A 16,080-nucleotide genomic window follows, 5' to 3' on the forward strand; every position below is an offset into this window, starting at 1 on the left:
GTACTGTTTGATGGATAAGTTAATCGAACTGTTTCTTGCCTCTGGTGCTTATAACATCACTGGCGGTCAGATCGTAATGATTTTGGTTGGCCTGTTACTTTTGTTCCTGGCCATCAAAAAGAATTTCGAGCCCCTGCTGCTTGTGCCAATCGGTTTCGGTGGCATTATGGCCAATATTCCGGAAGCGGGCCTTGCTTACACGGCAGTAGAAAATGCTGTGCACTTTGCTGTTCCTGAAGTGATGAATGGCTTGGCGGCTGCACTGAATATTACCAGTACCGATCCGCATGACATTATGCATGCTTATCACAGCTCTTCAGCTGCGGAACATCAGGCGGCTATCAACGTAGCGCTTGATGGTGGTTATGCTAACGGTATGCTGTATAACTTCTACAGCGTAGCGATTGGCTCCACTGCTGCACCGCTGTTGATCTTCATGGGTGTTGGTGCGATGACCGATTTCGGTCCTCTGCTGGCGAATCCACGTACTCTGTTCCTGGGTGCTGCAGCTCAGTTCGGTATCTTTGCTACCGTACTTGGTGCTGTTGGTATGTCAGCAATCGGAGTCATGGATTTCAACATCCAGGAAGCTGCTGCGATTGGTATCATCGGTGGTGCTGATGGTCCTACGGCAATCTATGTAACCAGTCTTCTGGCTCCACATCTTCTGGGTGCTATTGCTGTAGCTGCATACTCTTACATGGCGCTTGTGCCTCTGATTCAGCCGCCGATTATGCGTGCACTGACCACGGATGCAGAGCGTAAGATTCAGATGAGTCAGCTGCGTCACGTGACTAAGCTGGAGAAGATTCTATTCCCAATCGTACTGCTGATCCTGGTTGCGCTTCTGCTACCGGATGCAGCGCCGCTGCTGGGTATGTTCTGCTTCGGTAACCTGATGCGTGAGTGTGGTGTAGTAGATCGTTTGAGCGATACTGCACAGAATGCTCTGATCAATATCGTAACTATCTTCCTGGGTCTGTCAGTAGGTTCTAAACTGTCTGCTGACAAGTTCCTGGATCTGGAAACTCTGGGTATCATGGCGCTGGGTATCGTTGCTTTCTGTATCGGTACTGCTGCAGGTGTCCTGATGGCGAAATTGATGAACAAGATGATGGGCGGCAATGCGATCAACCCTCTTATTGGTTCTGCAGGTGTATCTGCGGTACCAATGGCTGCTCGTGTATCTAACAAGATTGGTCTGGAGTACAACTCTCAGAACTTCCTGTTGATGCATGCGATGGGTCCAAACGTAGCGGGTGTAATCGGTTCTGCGATTGCGGCCGGTGTGATGATCAAGTTTGTAAGCTAAGAGATATCTTTTCGCACTAAAAAAGGCTGCCTAAGGCAGCCTTTTTTATTTCTAACGCACAATCTTTGTAGATGATTAATGTCCTGCCAGTACTTCCAGGTGCGCCTGAACGCTAAACGCCAGTGAGACCGGGTTATAGCCGCCTTCAAGTACAGATACCAGTCTGTTCTCGCTATAAGTCCTTGCGGAATCCATTAGCATCTGAGTAACCCATCGGTAATCCTCTTCATTCAGCTTAATATCAGCCATAGGGTCTTCGTGATGAGCGTCAAACCCTGCGGAGATCAGAATCATGTCAGGCTTATGGGCCTGTATGGCTGGTAGCCATTTGCCCTCTACTAGTGATCTGAAAACCATGCCGTCACTGTGCGCCTCCATCGGGCAATTGATGATGTTATCCCTCTGAATGTCACTGTATCGTTCAGGATAGAAGGGGTGTTGAAAAGTTGAGCACACAAGTACTTCCGGGCGATCTTTGAATATATCTACGGTGCCGTTGCCGTGGTGTACATCGAAATCAAAAATGGCAACGCGCTCTATACCAGGTTGCTGAAGTGCATGAATTGCTGCAATTGCAACGTTGTTATAAAAGCAGAAACCCATCGGGATATTATGTTCTGCGTGATGCCCAGGAGGCCTTACCGCGCAGAAAGCGTTCTGGGATTTTCCCGCGATAACACGGTTAACAGCCATGACTGCTGACCCAGCTGCAAGGCTGGCTGCATGAAGTGAGTGTGGGCACAGAGCGGTATCTTCATCGGTATATACCACGCCATGCTCGGGCAATTTCATCTCCAGGCGTTTTTGGTGTAGATGGGCATGCGCCAGTTGAATCTGTTCGGGAAGTATGTGAACGGATTCTAATTGCTCCAGCTCCTGCATAAGACCGGTCTTTTCAAGTACCTTCTTTATTGCTAAAAGGCGTACCGGGCTTTCAGGGTGTTCCGGACCCATATTGTGGAGGCCACAATCATCATGTGTGATAAAAGCTGTAGTCATAGGAATCTATTTTTATAGGTTTTTTATTAGTTTACCTGAAACCTTAATCTCAAGATCTCATCAAAATGTATCAATACACTCAGACTACGCCTACCCAGTTAGTTTTTTCTTGATCCAGGTCATTAGTGTTTGTCTGTGCTAAGGATAGGATGGTCTCACAGCATAGAACTGTCTTAGCACCGCATGTTTCACCCTACATTCGGTGCTTTTTTTTTGCCTACAGAAAGCTTTTGTCTAAGCGCCTCCCCTTTTATACTTCTAGAACCGGATTCAGGTTATGGATTACTCTGTGGCAAAAATAGATTATTCGAACAAGCAGGTATTGCTGATCGAGAGCAGTGGAAATATGCGATCGACCATCTTTTATATGCTGCGCAGCCTCGGGGTGGTCAACGTGAAGGCGGTTACCATCAATGATCGCGTTCTTACTGAGATATCTGAAAATAGTTACGATGTAATTTTGCTAGGACACAATGTCAGTGACAGTGTTACAGGCATACAGCTTCTGGAAGAGTGTCGTTACCGGGGATTTATCAAACCCAGTGCTTGCTGGGTCTTTATGACTAGCGATGCATCTCAGGAAGTCGTACTTCATGCTATCGACAGTCGCCCTGATGATCTGATCATGAAACCTTTCTCTGTCGACGAGCTTAAGCATCGTTTAGACAGTATTCTTTATCGGAAGTCCGTTTTTCAACCTGTTGACGATGCGCTGGAGATAGGTGATCTGCCTACAGCTATTAATTATTGTCGGCATAATTTTGCCCCTTACGATCAGGAATATGACGAAGCCCAATTGATCCTTGCTCGCCTTTTACTGCGCTTCAAACGCTCAGCAGATGCAGCTAAGGTAGCTGAGAAACAGTATTGGAAGACGCATGATAAAGAGATCGGTGTGGTTTGGGCCGAGGCTCTGTTGGTTTCAGGTAAGACAAATGAGGCCAAGGCGTTGTTGATGGAATTAATAGAGGAGTACCCTCTGTTTATCGCTTCCTATGATCTTCTGGTTAAGGTGCACGAGCACAATGGGGATTTAGAACAAGCCCGTGAGGTGGTGGCTGAGGCCACGCAGAAAAGCCCATTGGGGATACCCAGGCAAATGGAGCTTGGTAGATTGGCGACTCAGACCAAACAGTTGGATATGGCAGGTGGTGCCTATAAAAAATCGATCGTTCTTGGAAGACATAGTTGCTACAAATCTCCGGAACCCTACCTTCGCTTGGCTAATGTTAAGCGCCTAGAAATGGCCAGTTCGTCTGAGTCTGTCACTGTGGAATTGGTTAATGAAGTCGACAATACCATTGCGCTGGCGTATCAGGCTTTTCCAAATGATCGGGAGCTTCAGGTAAAGGCGTCGCTGCTGAAAAGTGAGGTGTATCATCAAGTTGGAGATACTGATGCAGCTAACAAATGTACCCGTGATGCGCAGTTAATTAACTCTCAACTGGAAAAACCCTTAGATCTGGATCGCGAGTTGCTCAGTGTCACCGGCGATGCTGTACCGATTCTGGTATCTGAAGTTAGTCAGCAAAGTTCGTCAGCTAAGCGCAAGCATGATCCAGAGATGAGCGATAAAGTGAATCGTCTAGGGGTGAAACATTACCTGGCAGGAAAGATGCCGCAGGCGCTCAAATATTTTGGTTTGGCTACTGAATATGATTCTTCAAATGCATCGGCGCTTCTGAATCTGGCTCAACTGTTTTTGGAGTCCGCGAGAGATTCACGAGACAAGCGTGAAGAGCGAATCAAAATGGTAGGGCGTTACCTTAAGCTTTCAGAGCGGTTGTCTTTGACGGGGACAGAATTAGATAAGCAGCACCAGCTAAAGCGTTATGTAGGGCATGAGGTGAGCTTATTGCCGCGGGGATCGTTAGGTAATCTGCTTAGATAGAATGGCGTCCCAGAGAGGATTCGAACCCCTGGCCTGTCCCTTAGGAGGGGACCGCTCTATCCTACTGAGCTACTGGGACTTTTTAAGTGAGGGCGATTCTAGCCTGATTCTAGAGACGAGTCACTATTCGTCGGTTAGGCTTTACCAATTCTGCTCTGGGCTTTATATAAACCTGAACCGCCAGCCTTATTGTATAGCTGGTCTTTCTTATCATGTCCGCGGACAATCGAAAGCAGCTGGTTAATATTCTGCTGATTACGGTAAATCGTTTGCTCGTTACGATTATTCTTTTGCTGCAGCTCTTTTAAATGGCTTTTAATCGTCAGGTTTCGCTCATCTATTTTGCTGGCAAAAGGTTCGCTTAAACCCGCACTGGAATAATCCTCTTTTGATGTTTCTATCGAGAAGGATTTCAGTAGCTCAACGCGTTCCAGAGTAAAATTATGGAATCTGTTTAGTAGGCCGGTTTTCTCTTGGGTGATATCGCTGAGGAGATCAAGGTCTTTGCTGCTAAGCGCCTCTAGCTCCTTGTCATAGATTGAACTGAGTGTTTCCAGAAGCGAAATACCCTGCAATAGCAGGGTATCCAGTTGAGAGAATTGTTGTTCTGTCATATCGAGTTTAGAGTAAGCTATCGAAGTTTAGCATCTTCTCGGCAACGCGCTCGGCGTTTATCTGATAGTTGCCACTTTCAATATCCCGCTTCAATTGCTCGACGCGATCGCTGTCCACATCAGGTGTGTTAGCCAGTTGTTTCTCAACATTTTGCAAAGCCTGCGCGGCACCGCTGAGTTTGACTGTGTCACCTTTACTGGACGGAGACTGCGTAGGCGTAGCGCTGCCAGATTTGGCTGCGTCATTCTCACCTGTTCGCGCACGAGTGCCAGCCGTCTGTGACGATGTTAGGCCCGTGATGTCATTTATCATTTTTCCGTCCTCAAACTTGTATCTGAACAAGCTTATCGGCAGTTGAATTGGGAACTTTAGAAAAAAATAACTTATTTGTTAATTAATGATCAGTATAGCAGCACTATCAGGGGCAATCCATTGCCTATGGCGCTCTGACCAGGCCAGGGGCAACAACAACGGCTTTCACAATGTTGCCTGATCGGTCGTTTCTTACCTTTATTTGTTGGCCAATTTCGCCATTTTCCAGCGCGGTTGCGGCGGTTCTTATTTTCACGCTACCTCGTTTAGCCTCAATGATAACGGCATTGCCCTTAGTGACTGCTATGGGGGCTTTGACCATCGATGCGGTAATCACCGCGCCTGTCGAGATGGATCTTTTACTGCTCCAGCCTATAATTTCAGACGTAGATAAGAAATAAGCGGACCTAAGGGTCGTTGTGTCTCTTTCTTCAAGCACCAGATCTTTTGCCTGCAGCACAGTTCTGCGAGGTAAGCTATTCTTGGCTGTGACAACAAATTGGTACTGTTTAATTTCTGCGGCAATAAACAACTGCCATAATGGAGATGGACAGCGCGCTTTGAAGGTGATTCTGTTGCCATTTCCTCTTGGTGATTGAAATTCAAGCGGTTTTAAACAGTTTTTTAGTTTGATTTTGCGGCTAATCGGGTTAAGTTTGATCTCAGTACGCGCATTTTGCTGAGTGCTTTTGTAATGTTGATGCAGAAAGCTAAGCGCCTCTTGCTCCAGCTTTTCTGTCTGACTGGCAGCAAAAGTAGCCTGATAACAGAAAAGAAAAGTGGTTAGCAGGAAAAGTCGTGTTAAATTATGCTTATTCACGTTGTTGTTACTAACATTATGTTTGAATCACAGCGTATAAAAAGATTAATTAGAATCTCTACGGGATCGTTAAATCATGTCAGGTATCCTAGATAGTGTAAACCTGCGTACCCAGATGGTGGGGCAGAACCGATTAGAATTGTTGTTATTCGGTCTGGAGACGGATCAGCAATATGGCATTAACGTATTCAAGGTGCGTGAAGTACTTCAGTGCCCTGAACTGACGGAAGTTCCGCGTCAAACATCTGCGATCAAGGGTATGGCGCACATACGTGGCGAAACTATTCCTGTATTGGATCTTTCAGAAGCGATTGGTCGTAACAATGTTCCTCAGGATCAGCGCGAAGATTGTTTTCTGATTGTTGCCGAATACAACCGTCGCACGCTTGCATTTCTGGTCCGTAAGGTCGATCGGATTCTCAATACACAATGGGATCAGATTATGGCTCCGCCTACAGAAATTGGCGTTGAGAACTATCTGACAGCCATCTTCGAATACGAAGGTAAGTTGATTGAGATTCTTGATGTTGAGCAGATTCTTGCCGACCTCTACCCGATGGCAACAGAAGTCAGTAAAGACGTTGCAGATGATGAGGTGCGAGAAAAAGCACGTGAGCATCAGATTCTTATTGTCGATGATTCTTCCGTAGCGCGTAATCAGATGCAGAGAAGCCTTGAGAACCTTGGTATTAAGGTAACTTCATGTAACAACGGTCGTATGGCTTGGGATCTTCTAAGAGATATGGCTGATCGTGGTACCGACGTGACAGAACATTTCCTAATGGTTATTTCTGACATCGAGATGCCTGAGATGGATGGCTATACACTGACCTCAATGGTTCGTGAAGATGAACGAATGAGTAAAATGCATGTTGTCCTGCATACTTCCTTGTCGGGAGGCTTTAACGTATCTATGGTTAAGAAAGTTGGCGCTGATGGCTTCCTTGCTAAGTTTAATCCAGATGATCTGGCTACAGCCGTTGTGCAGCGTATTCAGCAAGTTGAAAAGCGTTAATTCAGAGGTGCTTCACTCCTTATGAGTATTGCTGGTAGGTCCGGATTTACCATTACCGACTCAGACTTTGAGTTGTTCAGTAAGTTTCTGGAAGACAATAGTGGCATTCTTCTGGCTAAGCATAAGCAATATCTGGTGCAAAGCCGTTTGGGTAAGATTGTTCAAGAGCAGAACTGCCCCTCGCTTAAAGAATTGATCACTAAGCTTCAGAGTCCGGCTTCGAAACGCTTGCGAGAGCAGGTTATCGATGCAATGACAACCAATGAAACCTTGTGGTTCAGGGATGTTCACCCTTTTGACATTCTGCGCGATAAAATCTTACCCGAAATGTTAGGCAGCTCCCCTGGAAGCAATAAGATCAGAATTTGGTCTGCCGCCTGCTCCACAGGTCAGGAGCCATACTCAATCAGTATGACACTGGACGAGTTCAAGAAGAAAAGTCCTGGCAAGTTGATGTCTGAAGAAATTATGGCTACAGATATTTCAACTCAGGTCCTTGAGCAGGCGCGTAGGGGAGAGTATGAGATGTTGGCCATTGGGCGTGGCCTTTCTCAGGATCGTTTGACCCAGCATTTCCGCGAGATGCCCAATGGTAGTTGGGCGGTAAAACCGGATATTAAATCCCGGGTGCGCTTTCAGAGTATCAACCTCCAGGGGCAGTATTCTTCGATGGGTAAGTTCGATGTGATTTTTTGTCGAAATGTCCTTATCTATTTCTCCAGTGAGAAGAAAACAGAGATTTTGACTAAGATGCATGGCGTCTTAAAGCCGGGAGGATTTCTAATCCTTGGTGCATCTGAATTCCTCTCAGGTCTTTCTGATAAATACAAAATGATCCATTGCCGGCCGGGTATTATTTATCAGGCTATTTAGATCCATACTGAATAAATATAAAGCCGCTGCAACTGCAGCGGTTTTTTTATGCCTAAAAGAAATGCTTGCCGCTTGCGGCAAAGAAGCGGTTCCGCTTTGCCGTTTTACCTTGCAGGGCATATGATTTTTTTAAGATATTTTATTTAAGTGTTTGATTTGTATGGTTTATATTTAATTGGTACATGTATTGCTTTGTAACGGGTAACTTTTAAAAGAGGCAAGAACATGGCAATTAGTTTTGATGCGGCACTGGGGATTCATGATGATGCATTACTTCATCGGGCTCGTCGTGCTGAGGTGTTAGCTAATAATATAGCAAATGCTGATACACCGAACTTCAAAGCTCGTGACATGGAGTTTGCGCATGCGCTTGAGCATGCAAGCCAGATGCAAGTAAAGCAAACAGCGACATCATCAGGTCATAAAACGCAGCTACTAGAGCCAGATCTGGCTGCCGATATGATGTATCGAATTCCTAATCAGGCTTCAGTTGATGGGAATACTGTGGAGTTACAGCAGGAGATGGCCCGCTATACTGAGAATGCACTGGATTATCAGACCTCTTTCCAGTTTTTGAATAAGAAGTTTACCGGCCTCAAGTCAGCGATTAAGGGTGAATAATTATGTCATTAAGTAATGTTTTCGGAATTGCTGGTTCGGCCATGAATGCGCAGACGATTCGTCTGAATACTACGGCAAGTAATTTGGCGAATGCTGAAAGTGTCAGCTCTAGCCTTGATGAAACCTATCGTGCGCGAAAGCCTGTATTCGCAGTTCAGCAAACAGATCCATTAGCTGAGCCCGATAATGAAGCAGGCATTGCTGCAGGACGTGGGGTTCAAGTTCTAGGCATTGTGGAAAGCGAAGCGGAGCTGCGCCAGGAATATAACCCAGCTCATCCAATGGCGGATGAGCAAGGTTTTGTTTACTACCCTAATGTTAATGTTGTGGAAGAGATGGCAGATATGATCTCCGCTTCACGCTCTTTCCAGATCAACACTGAAATTATGAACACTGCTAAGCAGATGCTGCAACAGACTATCCGTTTGGGTCAGCAATAATCTAAGTAACGAGGTTAATAGCCATGAGTGATGTAAATGGCGTAAACCAGAACATATTCGACAAGATTAATACTCAGAATCAAACTAAGAGTACCCAATCTTCGTCGACCTCGCAGTCTCAGGAAGACAGCGATATGTTCATGCGCTTGATGATCGCCCAGTTGCAAAATCAGGATCCCACCAGTCCGGCGGATACTAATGATTTTATGCAGCAGATCGCGACCATGTCTCAGGTTGAAAGTATCAATAACCTGACTCAAACCGTGCAGTCGACTTCGCAATCTATGCTGGCAAGTCAAGCTGCACTGCAAGCTTCGTCTATGGTGGGGCAGTCAGTTTATATCGCGGGTGATACTGCTGAAGTAGGTACGGTAGTCAATCCGTATGCAAAAGGCTCTTTCAACCTCGATAGCAGTGCTTCAGAAGTACGGATTAAGGTGTACAACTCTAGTGGGTCACTGGTTGATACCATGCAGCTTGGGGCAGTTAGCCAAGGTGAGCATGAATTTGCCTGGCAGATGAAGTTTGACGAAGACGGCAATCCTGAGCAACCAGCAGGGGACTATACCTTTGTGGTTGAACGCATGGATGACGGCGAATACAACGCAATCGATACTAATATGGCCTACCGCGTTAACAGTGTGACGCTAGGCGAGAATGGTATCGGCATGCAGGTTAATACAACGGCTGGCACTTACGATGTTAGCGAAGTGAAACAGATCGGCGCGTGAGGATAAGAAAATGGCAGGTTTTAATACAGCAGTAACCGGTCTAAAAGCAGCCAGTACAGATCTGGATGTGATCGGTAATAACATCGCTAACTCGAGTACAGTGGGCTTTAAAACATCCCGTACCGAATTTGGTGATATCTATGCGACAGCCGTAGTTGGTGCGGGTTCTTCTAACGTTGCCGGTTCCGGTGTAACGGTTAGTGATATTGCCCAGGATTTCCAGGCCGGTACCATCGAGTTCACCAACAATAACCTTGACCTGGCGATTAATGGTTCTGGTTTCTTCCAGTTGGATGATGGTCAGGGCGGCACAACCTTTACGCGTGCTGGTGCGTTCCAGCTTGATAAAGATGGTTTTATCGTTTCCAAATCCGGTAAGTTCCTTCAGGGTTATGGTCTGGATGATCAGGGTAACCGTTTGCCGATTGGTAATCTGGCGGTAAGCCAGAAAGAAAGTCCGCCAAAAGCGACTGAAGATATTGATCTGTCGTTTAATATCGACTCAAGGGAAGATCCGACTACGCTGACCTTCCCTTATGATAAGGATACCCCTGCGTCGTTTACCTACAGTACAACGGTCCGTACCTTTGATAGCCTGGGTAATGAGCATACGATTAAGTACAACATGGTTGAGCGTCGTCCAACGAAAGATGTTTATTCTGTAACAACTGCATCAACAGCTGTACGTATTTCGGGCGTTACTGTAGATCCGACCGATGGTTTCTCGGCGGCTGAAATTGCGTCAATTGAAGCAGCAGATAGCCGCATTGATGGTGCTACACTGAGTTACAGTGGTGGTGTCATGAGCTTTGAAATCAAAGCTAAGTACAGTGACTACGGCGATGTTGTTATTGAAGATGTCTCCGGTACACCAACGGATATTACACCTGCGCCAACAGAACGTGATGCCAATGAAGTAAGGCTGTATGACTTGGCTGTGCCTTCGGCTGCACAATCCCCGGCCACAATTGATGTTTCTGGTGTCTCTATTGTTGTAACCGACAGTATGAGCGAACTGGATATGGCGAATACTATTCAGGCTAGGGAGCAGGAAATTCTGGATCGTAACCCAGCTATTGAATCTGTTTCTGTAATCGATGCGGGCAGCGGTAACTATCAGATCAGTATCCGTTTCAAAGCTGAGCAGGGTAATATCAATCCAACCTCTTATCCAATCTCCATAACGCCAACAGGCTATACCGGCATGTCCCTTAACTCTACAGTTGATGGTGACAATGGCTTCCAGGGTATGTACCGTCTTTATGCTTACTTGAATGGTACTGAATTGCTGGATATTGGTAAAGTTGAAGATCCGGGTGAGCCAGGTGCGCCAGCGGGCAATACCGAAGTAGGCCCGATCTTACTTGAATTTAACCCTTCAAGTGGTTTGTTGCGCGGTATTAATGATGTGACCTTCACTTCCGGTGCGACAGCTCCTTCAATTACAGTAAGTGGTGCGGATCCGGCTAATAATGCGACAACGATTACACTGGATCTGACCGGTACTACTCAGTTCGCGTCAGCATCTATCGTGAAGTCATCGACTCAGGATGGTTACACAAAAGGTGACCTGATCGGTGTTAGCTTTAGTGAAACCGGTGAGATGGTTGCAAGTTTCTCTAATGGTCAGAACCAGGATCTGGGGGTAGTGGCAATTGCTACTTTTGAGAACCAGTCAGGTTTGCAGCCATCCGGTGATACTGAGTGGACCGCGACACTCACATCTGGTGATGCGATTGTTAACCCACCTGGCACTGGTCTGAACGGTACTCTGCGATCAGCTGCCTTGGAGCAGTCGAACGTTGATCTTTCAGCCGAACTGGTGGCGTTGATCGAGGCCCAGCGTAACTTCCAGGCCAACTCGAAGACAATCGAGACTCAAAATACAGTAACTCAGGCAATTCTGCAGATCTAATAGAGCTGCAACCTGAGACTTTAAAAGGGCCGCGTATGCGGCCTTTTTGGTTTTTGGCATACCTATTGCTTTGTCCCTCTATATAAATCATTCAACGAGACGCGGCCTTGCCGCTCAAACGGGAAGTAAAAGATGGATAAGGTTCTTTATTTAGCAATGAGTGGCGCCAGAGAAAACATGCTGGCCCAACAGGCTCATGCAAATAACCTTGCAAATGCGAATACTACAGGTTTCAAAGCTGATCTGGCGCAAGCCCGCGCCATGCAGGTGTTTGGGGAAGGTCATGCGTCGCGTGTCTATGCTCAGACAGAGAGACCTGCTACCGATGTCACCCATGGAACCTTAATTGATACAGGGCGCAAGCTAGATGTATCAGTTACAGGTGATGGTTGGTTGACCGTTATTCGCCCTGACGGAACTGAAGGGTATACCCGTGCCGGTTCGCTGCAGATCAATGCCGCTAGTCAGTTGGTAACGGGCAGCGGTTTGCCGGTAATGGGCAACGGCGGAATTCCTATTGTTTTACCTCCTTTTGAGAATATCGAAATAGCGACTAATGGCACGATTACTGTTCGGCCATTAGGGGAGAATGCAACAGAACTCTTGGTCGCCGATCAGTTGAAACTTGTAAACCCGGATCCGGCGTCTGTTTTCAAAGGTCCCGACGGTTTGATGATTACCGGTGATCAAGTGCCTTTAGAGCCGGACCCTGCTGTTCAGGTGCGTTCGGGTTATCTGGAAGCAAGCAATGTAAATGCAGTGAGTGAACTGACCGGAATTATAACGTCGTCCCGTCAATTCGAGATGCAAATCAAAATGATGAAGACAGCTGAAGAGAACTCTGAGTCAGCAGCTGCAATTTTAAGAATTTCTTAAGTTTCACCTGAGGATAGATAAATGCACGGTGCACTGAATGTAGCAAAAACAGGAATGACCGCTCAGGACACTAACCTGAAGGTGATATCCAACAACTTGGCCAACGTTTCAACGGTTGGCTTTAAAAAAGACGCAGTGGTTTTCGAAGATCTGATGTATCAGATTCGTCGCCAGCCAGGCGCTCAGACCGCTGAAGAGGCACAGCTACCTTCTGGTTTACAGGTTGGTTTAGGGGTAAGAACGGTTGGCACACAAAAACTGTTTGGTACGGGTGAAATTGAAATCACCGAAGAGGCGTTTGATGTCGCAATCAATGGCCGCGGTTTTCTACAGGTAACACTGCCAAATGGTGATACGGCTTATACCCGCAATGGTCAGTTACATCTAAACGCAGACAATGAGTTGGTAACCCCTGAAGGTTATCAGATCAATCCAGCAATCACGTTGCCGGGCGAGGTCGTTAATTTCTCGATTAGTACTGACGGTGTTGTCGAGGTGGTAACTGCTGGTAACAACACACCGACTCAGATCGGTCAGTTGCAGATGGCTGACTTTGTTAACCCGCAGGGCTTGCAGTCTTTAGGTCAGAATCTCTATCAGGAAACCGGTGCCAGTGGTGCTCCGATTATTAGTAACCCGGGTGAGAATGGTACGGGTATTTTGGTTCAAGGTGCACTGGAAGGCTCAAACGTGAATTCTGTACAGGAGCTGGTGGACATGATTACCACTCAGCGGGCTTATGAAATGAATTCTAAAGTGATTTCAACCGCGGATGAGATGTTGTCTTACGTAAGTCAGCAGCTTTAATAGGAAACTGAGGTAATTGAGATGAATAAGTTAGTCATTGGATTTTTGGTTTCCACTCTGTTCCTAACCGGCTGTGTTCAAAAACAGGTAAAACCGAACAACCCCGAGTATGCGCCGATCGTGCCGCAAGCGCTCACCCAGCCAGCGCCTGTTAATGGATCAATTTATAACTCTGCTACGAGTATAAACCTTTACGGTGACGGTCGAGCACACCGCGTAGGTGACATTCTGACAATTACCTTGCAAGAAAGCACCAGTTCACAAAAGAGCGCAAAAACTGAGTTAGATAAATCAAGCAATTTATCGCTAGCACAGCCGACCCTTCTTGGACAGACCGTCGATATCAACGGTAGACCGTTAAGCGCTACTTTGAATGGTCCGACTCTGGATTTTGATGGGGAAGGTTCTTCGGACATGAGTAATAACCTTACCGGTAACATCACTGTGACAGTACATGATGTTTTACCGAATGGGGTTTTACTTGTGAAAGGTGAGAAGTGGCTGACCTTAAATCAGGGCGATGAATATATTCGTATCAGCGGTATGGTCCGCCCTCAGGATATTGGCTCTGATAACTCTGTTATGTCTACTAAGCTTGCTGATGCGCGAATTACATATAGTGGTACAGGTGCGGTGAATGACACCAATGTGATGGGTTGGGTGTCAAAATTCTTTATTAGCGCTTTAATGCCATTCTGAGGAGAAGTGTGATGAAAAAAGCATTAGTCCTTGTTGCTTGTATGTTGGTAACGGTGGTCGCTGAAGCGGGTCGCTTGAAAGATATGGTCAGCATTTCCGGTGTCCGCTCTAACCAACTGGTGGGGTATGGTCTGGTTGTAGGTCTGGATGGTACAGGTGATAAAACAGCTTTTACATCGCAAACCTTCCGTAACATGCTGAATAACTTTGGTGTGGCGATTCCATCCACAACAAACCCATCTTCTAAGAACATTGCAGCAGTAGCGATCCATGCGGATCTACCTGCATTCTCAAAACCAGGGCAAAAGATTGATATTACAGTCTCTGCGATTGGCGATGCGAAAAGCCTCCGTGGCGGTAGTTTGCTGATGTCACCGATGAAAGGTGCGGATGGTCAGGTATATGCAGTAGCGCAGGGTAATCTGGTGGTATCAGGTTTTGGTGTCCAGGGCGCCGATGGCTCTCGCCTATCCCTGAATGTTCCCAGTGTTGGTCGTATCCCAAACGGAGCCACAGTAGAGCGTGCTGTGCCTAGTGGATTTACTCAAGGTGATAGTCTCGTATTGAATCTTCACAGTCCTGATTTTACTACGTCTCGCCGTGTGGCCGAGCAGATTAATCACCTTCTAGGACCTGATATGGCTGCGTCTATGGATGCGACTTCGATCCGCGTCCGTGCTCCACGTGACCCTAATCAGCGTGTTTCTTTCCTGTCGGTTCTGGAAAACCTGAATGTTGAGCCGGCTAAAGATGCAGCCAAAGTGGTGATCAACTCACGCACAGGCACCATTATTATTGGGCAGAATGTGAGCGTCGCACCGGTTGCTATTACTCATGGTGGCTTAACTGTTGCTATTGCAGAAGAGCTCAATGTCGATCAGCCAAATCCTTTGGGGCAGGGGCAAACTGTTGTCACTCCTCGTACTGGAATTGAAGTGGATGAAGGTTCTGGTCACATGTTCGAATTTGCGCCAGGTGCGAATCTGCAAGATATCGTTGAAGCAGTAAACCAGGTTGGGGCCGCTCCTGGTGATTTGATGGCGATTCTTGAAGCCCTGAAACAGGCCGGCGCGTTAAAAGCTGAATTGGTGGTGATCTAATGATTAAGACAGGTGCAGGTGGCGGAAACGCACAGCTTTATTCTGATCTGGCTGAGCTTCAGAAACTAAAATCTAAAGCTAAAGATAACAGTGAAGAAGGTCTGCGCCTGGCCGCTCAGCAGTTTGAGCAGCTGTTTGTCAGCATGTTGTTGCGCTCTATGCGTGATGCTAATGCTGCGTTTGGTGAAGATAATTTCATGAATAGTAGCCAGACAAAAATGTTCCAGAGCATGTATGACAATCAGATTGCGCTTGAGATGGCCAGCTCTCAGGGGATTGGTCTGACAGATGTGCTGGTACGTCAGTTAGGTGGACAGTCAGAGCCTAATAAAACGTCTCCTGATCTGAAAGCGCTGGATATGAATAGCCGTGAACTGAATCGAGCGTTTGATCAGGCTGCATCGATTGCAGCATCAGCTCTGTTAGCTAAAGCTGAGGGGCAGGAAAATCCGCCGGGCCTGACTTTGACGGAAGATCAGAAAGAAACGGTAAAAGAGGTATTTGAACAGCAGCTTCAGGCGGCAGCAAAAGCACCTGCATCAGATTTGCCTGAACGATTTGAAACTCCTGAAGAGTTTGTTGAAAAGCTAATGCCGCTGGCTGAAAAAGTAGCCGGTGAATTAGGTGTTGATCCACGCGTTCTCCTTGCTCAGTCTGCTCTTGAAACAGGCTGGGGAAAATTCATGGTTCGATCTGTGGATGGTGATAACAGCAATAACCTGTTCAATATCAAAGCTGATCGACGTTGGGACGGTGCAAGTGCTCAGGTTTCAACACTCGAGTATCGAAACGGCGTTGCCCAGCGTGAGAATGCATTTTTCCGTAGCTATGACAGCTACGAAGACAGTTTTAGAGATTACGTGGACTTTTTGAAAAATAGTCCTCGCTACCGGATGGCCTTAGAAAGTGCAGGTGATCCATATGAATATGTTCAGCAGCTACAGGACGCTGGTTATGCCACCGATCCAAAATATGCTGAAAAGATAAAAAACATTTTTGAGGGCGATCTGCTCGCCACCAGAAGCACCGATTCTAAAGAGGGTTAAGTAGTAGC

17 protein-coding genes and 1 tRNA gene are annotated in these 16,080 nt (G+C 46.7%); 13 read left to right on the top strand and 5 right to left on the bottom strand.

Going from position 1 to position 16,080, the window contains the following annotated elements; translation table 11 throughout:
- Positions 1–10: 10 nt before the first annotated feature.
- Positions 11–1,312, top strand: a complete 1,302-nt coding sequence (locus tag MED92_RS13400; protein WP_007022095.1) for a sodium ion-translocating decarboxylase subunit beta — start codon at positions 11–13, stop codon at positions 1,310–1,312.
- 75 nt (positions 1,313–1,387) lie between these two features.
- On the opposite strand, the gene MED92_RS13405 is transcribed toward MED92_RS13400, so the two are convergent.
- A complete protein-coding gene (locus MED92_RS13405) occupies positions 1,388–2,311 on the bottom strand; it encodes a histone deacetylase family protein (protein ID WP_007022096.1) in 924 nt (307 codons plus the stop codon).
- Between the two features lie 277 nt (positions 2,312–2,588).
- Between MED92_RS13405 and MED92_RS13410 the strand changes: the two genes are divergently transcribed.
- Positions 2,589–4,202, top strand: a complete 1,614-nt coding sequence (locus MED92_RS13410; RefSeq protein ID WP_007022097.1) for a response regulator — start codon at positions 2,589–2,591, stop codon at positions 4,200–4,202.
- Between the two features lie 2 nt (positions 4,203–4,204).
- Here MED92_RS13410 and MED92_RS13415 read toward each other — a convergent pair.
- From MED92_RS13415 to flgA, 4 genes are all read right to left on the bottom strand, one after another.
- Positions 4,205–4,281: transfer RNA gene (locus tag MED92_RS13415), tRNA-Arg, on the bottom strand.
- Positions 4,282–4,336: 55 nt separating this feature from the next.
- On the bottom strand, positions 4,337–4,816 hold the full coding sequence (locus MED92_RS13420) for a flagella synthesis protein FlgN (RefSeq protein ID WP_007022098.1): 480 nt from the start codon (positions 4,814–4,816) through the stop codon (positions 4,337–4,339).
- A gap of 7 nt (positions 4,817–4,823) precedes the next feature.
- A complete protein-coding gene (gene flgM, locus MED92_RS13425; protein ID WP_007022099.1) occupies positions 4,824–5,129 on the bottom strand; it encodes a flagellar biosynthesis anti-sigma factor FlgM in 306 nt (101 codons plus the stop codon).
- Positions 5,130–5,253: 124 nt separating this feature from the next.
- Entirely contained in the window at positions 5,254–5,949 is a 696-nt protein-coding gene (flgA, locus tag MED92_RS13430; RefSeq protein ID WP_007022100.1) for a flagellar basal body P-ring formation chaperone FlgA, read from the bottom strand.
- 76 nt (positions 5,950–6,025) lie between these two features.
- On the opposite strand from flgA, the gene MED92_RS13435 reads away from it, so the two are divergent.
- The 11 genes from MED92_RS13435 to flgJ all read left to right on the top strand — a co-directional run bounded on the left by MED92_RS13435 (position 6,026) and on the right by flgJ (position 16,072).
- Complete coding sequence (locus MED92_RS13435) at positions 6,026–6,964, top strand: chemotaxis protein CheV (RefSeq protein ID WP_007022101.1); 939 nt, start codon at positions 6,026–6,028, stop codon at positions 6,962–6,964.
- A 21-nt stretch (positions 6,965–6,985) separates the two neighbouring features.
- Positions 6,986–7,837, top strand: coding sequence for a CheR family methyltransferase (locus MED92_RS13440; RefSeq protein WP_007022102.1), 852 nt, complete (start codon positions 6,986–6,988; stop codon positions 7,835–7,837).
- A 225-nt stretch (positions 7,838–8,062) separates the two neighbouring features.
- On the top strand, positions 8,063–8,458 hold the full coding sequence (gene flgB / locus MED92_RS13445) for a flagellar basal body rod protein FlgB (protein ID WP_007022103.1): 396 nt from the start codon (positions 8,063–8,065) through the stop codon (positions 8,456–8,458).
- Between the two features lie 2 nt (positions 8,459–8,460).
- On the top strand, positions 8,461–8,898 hold the full coding sequence (gene flgC / locus MED92_RS13450) for a flagellar basal body rod protein FlgC (protein WP_007022104.1): 438 nt from the start codon (positions 8,461–8,463) through the stop codon (positions 8,896–8,898).
- A 23-nt stretch (positions 8,899–8,921) separates the two neighbouring features.
- Positions 8,922–9,629: a flagellar hook assembly protein FlgD gene (locus MED92_RS13455; RefSeq protein WP_007022105.1), complete on the top strand. Its 708-nt coding sequence runs from the start codon at positions 8,922–8,924 to the stop codon at positions 9,627–9,629.
- 10 nt (positions 9,630–9,639) lie between these two features.
- Entirely contained in the window at positions 9,640–11,544 is a 1,905-nt protein-coding gene (locus MED92_RS13460) for a flagellar hook protein FlgE (RefSeq protein WP_007022106.1), read from the top strand.
- Between the two features lie 132 nt (positions 11,545–11,676).
- Complete coding sequence (locus MED92_RS13465; RefSeq protein ID WP_007022107.1) at positions 11,677–12,420, top strand: flagellar basal body rod protein FlgF; 744 nt, start codon at positions 11,677–11,679, stop codon at positions 12,418–12,420.
- Between the two features lie 21 nt (positions 12,421–12,441).
- Positions 12,442–13,227 carry a flagellar basal-body rod protein FlgG gene (gene flgG, locus MED92_RS13470; protein WP_007022108.1) on the top strand — a complete coding sequence of 262 codons (786 nt, stop codon included), beginning with the start codon at positions 12,442–12,444 and terminating at the stop codon, positions 13,225–13,227.
- 21 nt (positions 13,228–13,248) lie between these two features.
- Positions 13,249–13,926 carry a flagellar basal body L-ring protein FlgH gene (gene flgH / locus MED92_RS13475; RefSeq protein ID WP_007022109.1) on the top strand — a complete coding sequence of 226 codons (678 nt, stop codon included), beginning with the start codon at positions 13,249–13,251 and terminating at the stop codon, positions 13,924–13,926.
- Between the two features lie 11 nt (positions 13,927–13,937).
- Positions 13,938–15,026 (top strand): flagellar basal body P-ring protein FlgI, encoded by a 1,089-nt coding sequence (locus MED92_RS13480; protein ID WP_007022110.1) that lies wholly within the window; start codon positions 13,938–13,940, stop codon positions 15,024–15,026.
- Complete coding sequence (gene flgJ, locus MED92_RS13485) at positions 15,026–16,072, top strand: flagellar assembly peptidoglycan hydrolase FlgJ (protein WP_007022111.1); 1,047 nt, start codon at positions 15,026–15,028, stop codon at positions 16,070–16,072. Before MED92_RS13480 ends, flgJ begins: the two co-directional genes overlap by 1 nt.
- Positions 16,073–16,080 lie beyond the last annotated feature (8 nt).

The organism is Neptuniibacter caesariensis, assembly GCF_000153345.1.
Taxonomy (GTDB): Bacteria; Pseudomonadota; Gammaproteobacteria; order Pseudomonadales; family Balneatricaceae; genus Neptuniibacter; species Neptuniibacter caesariensis.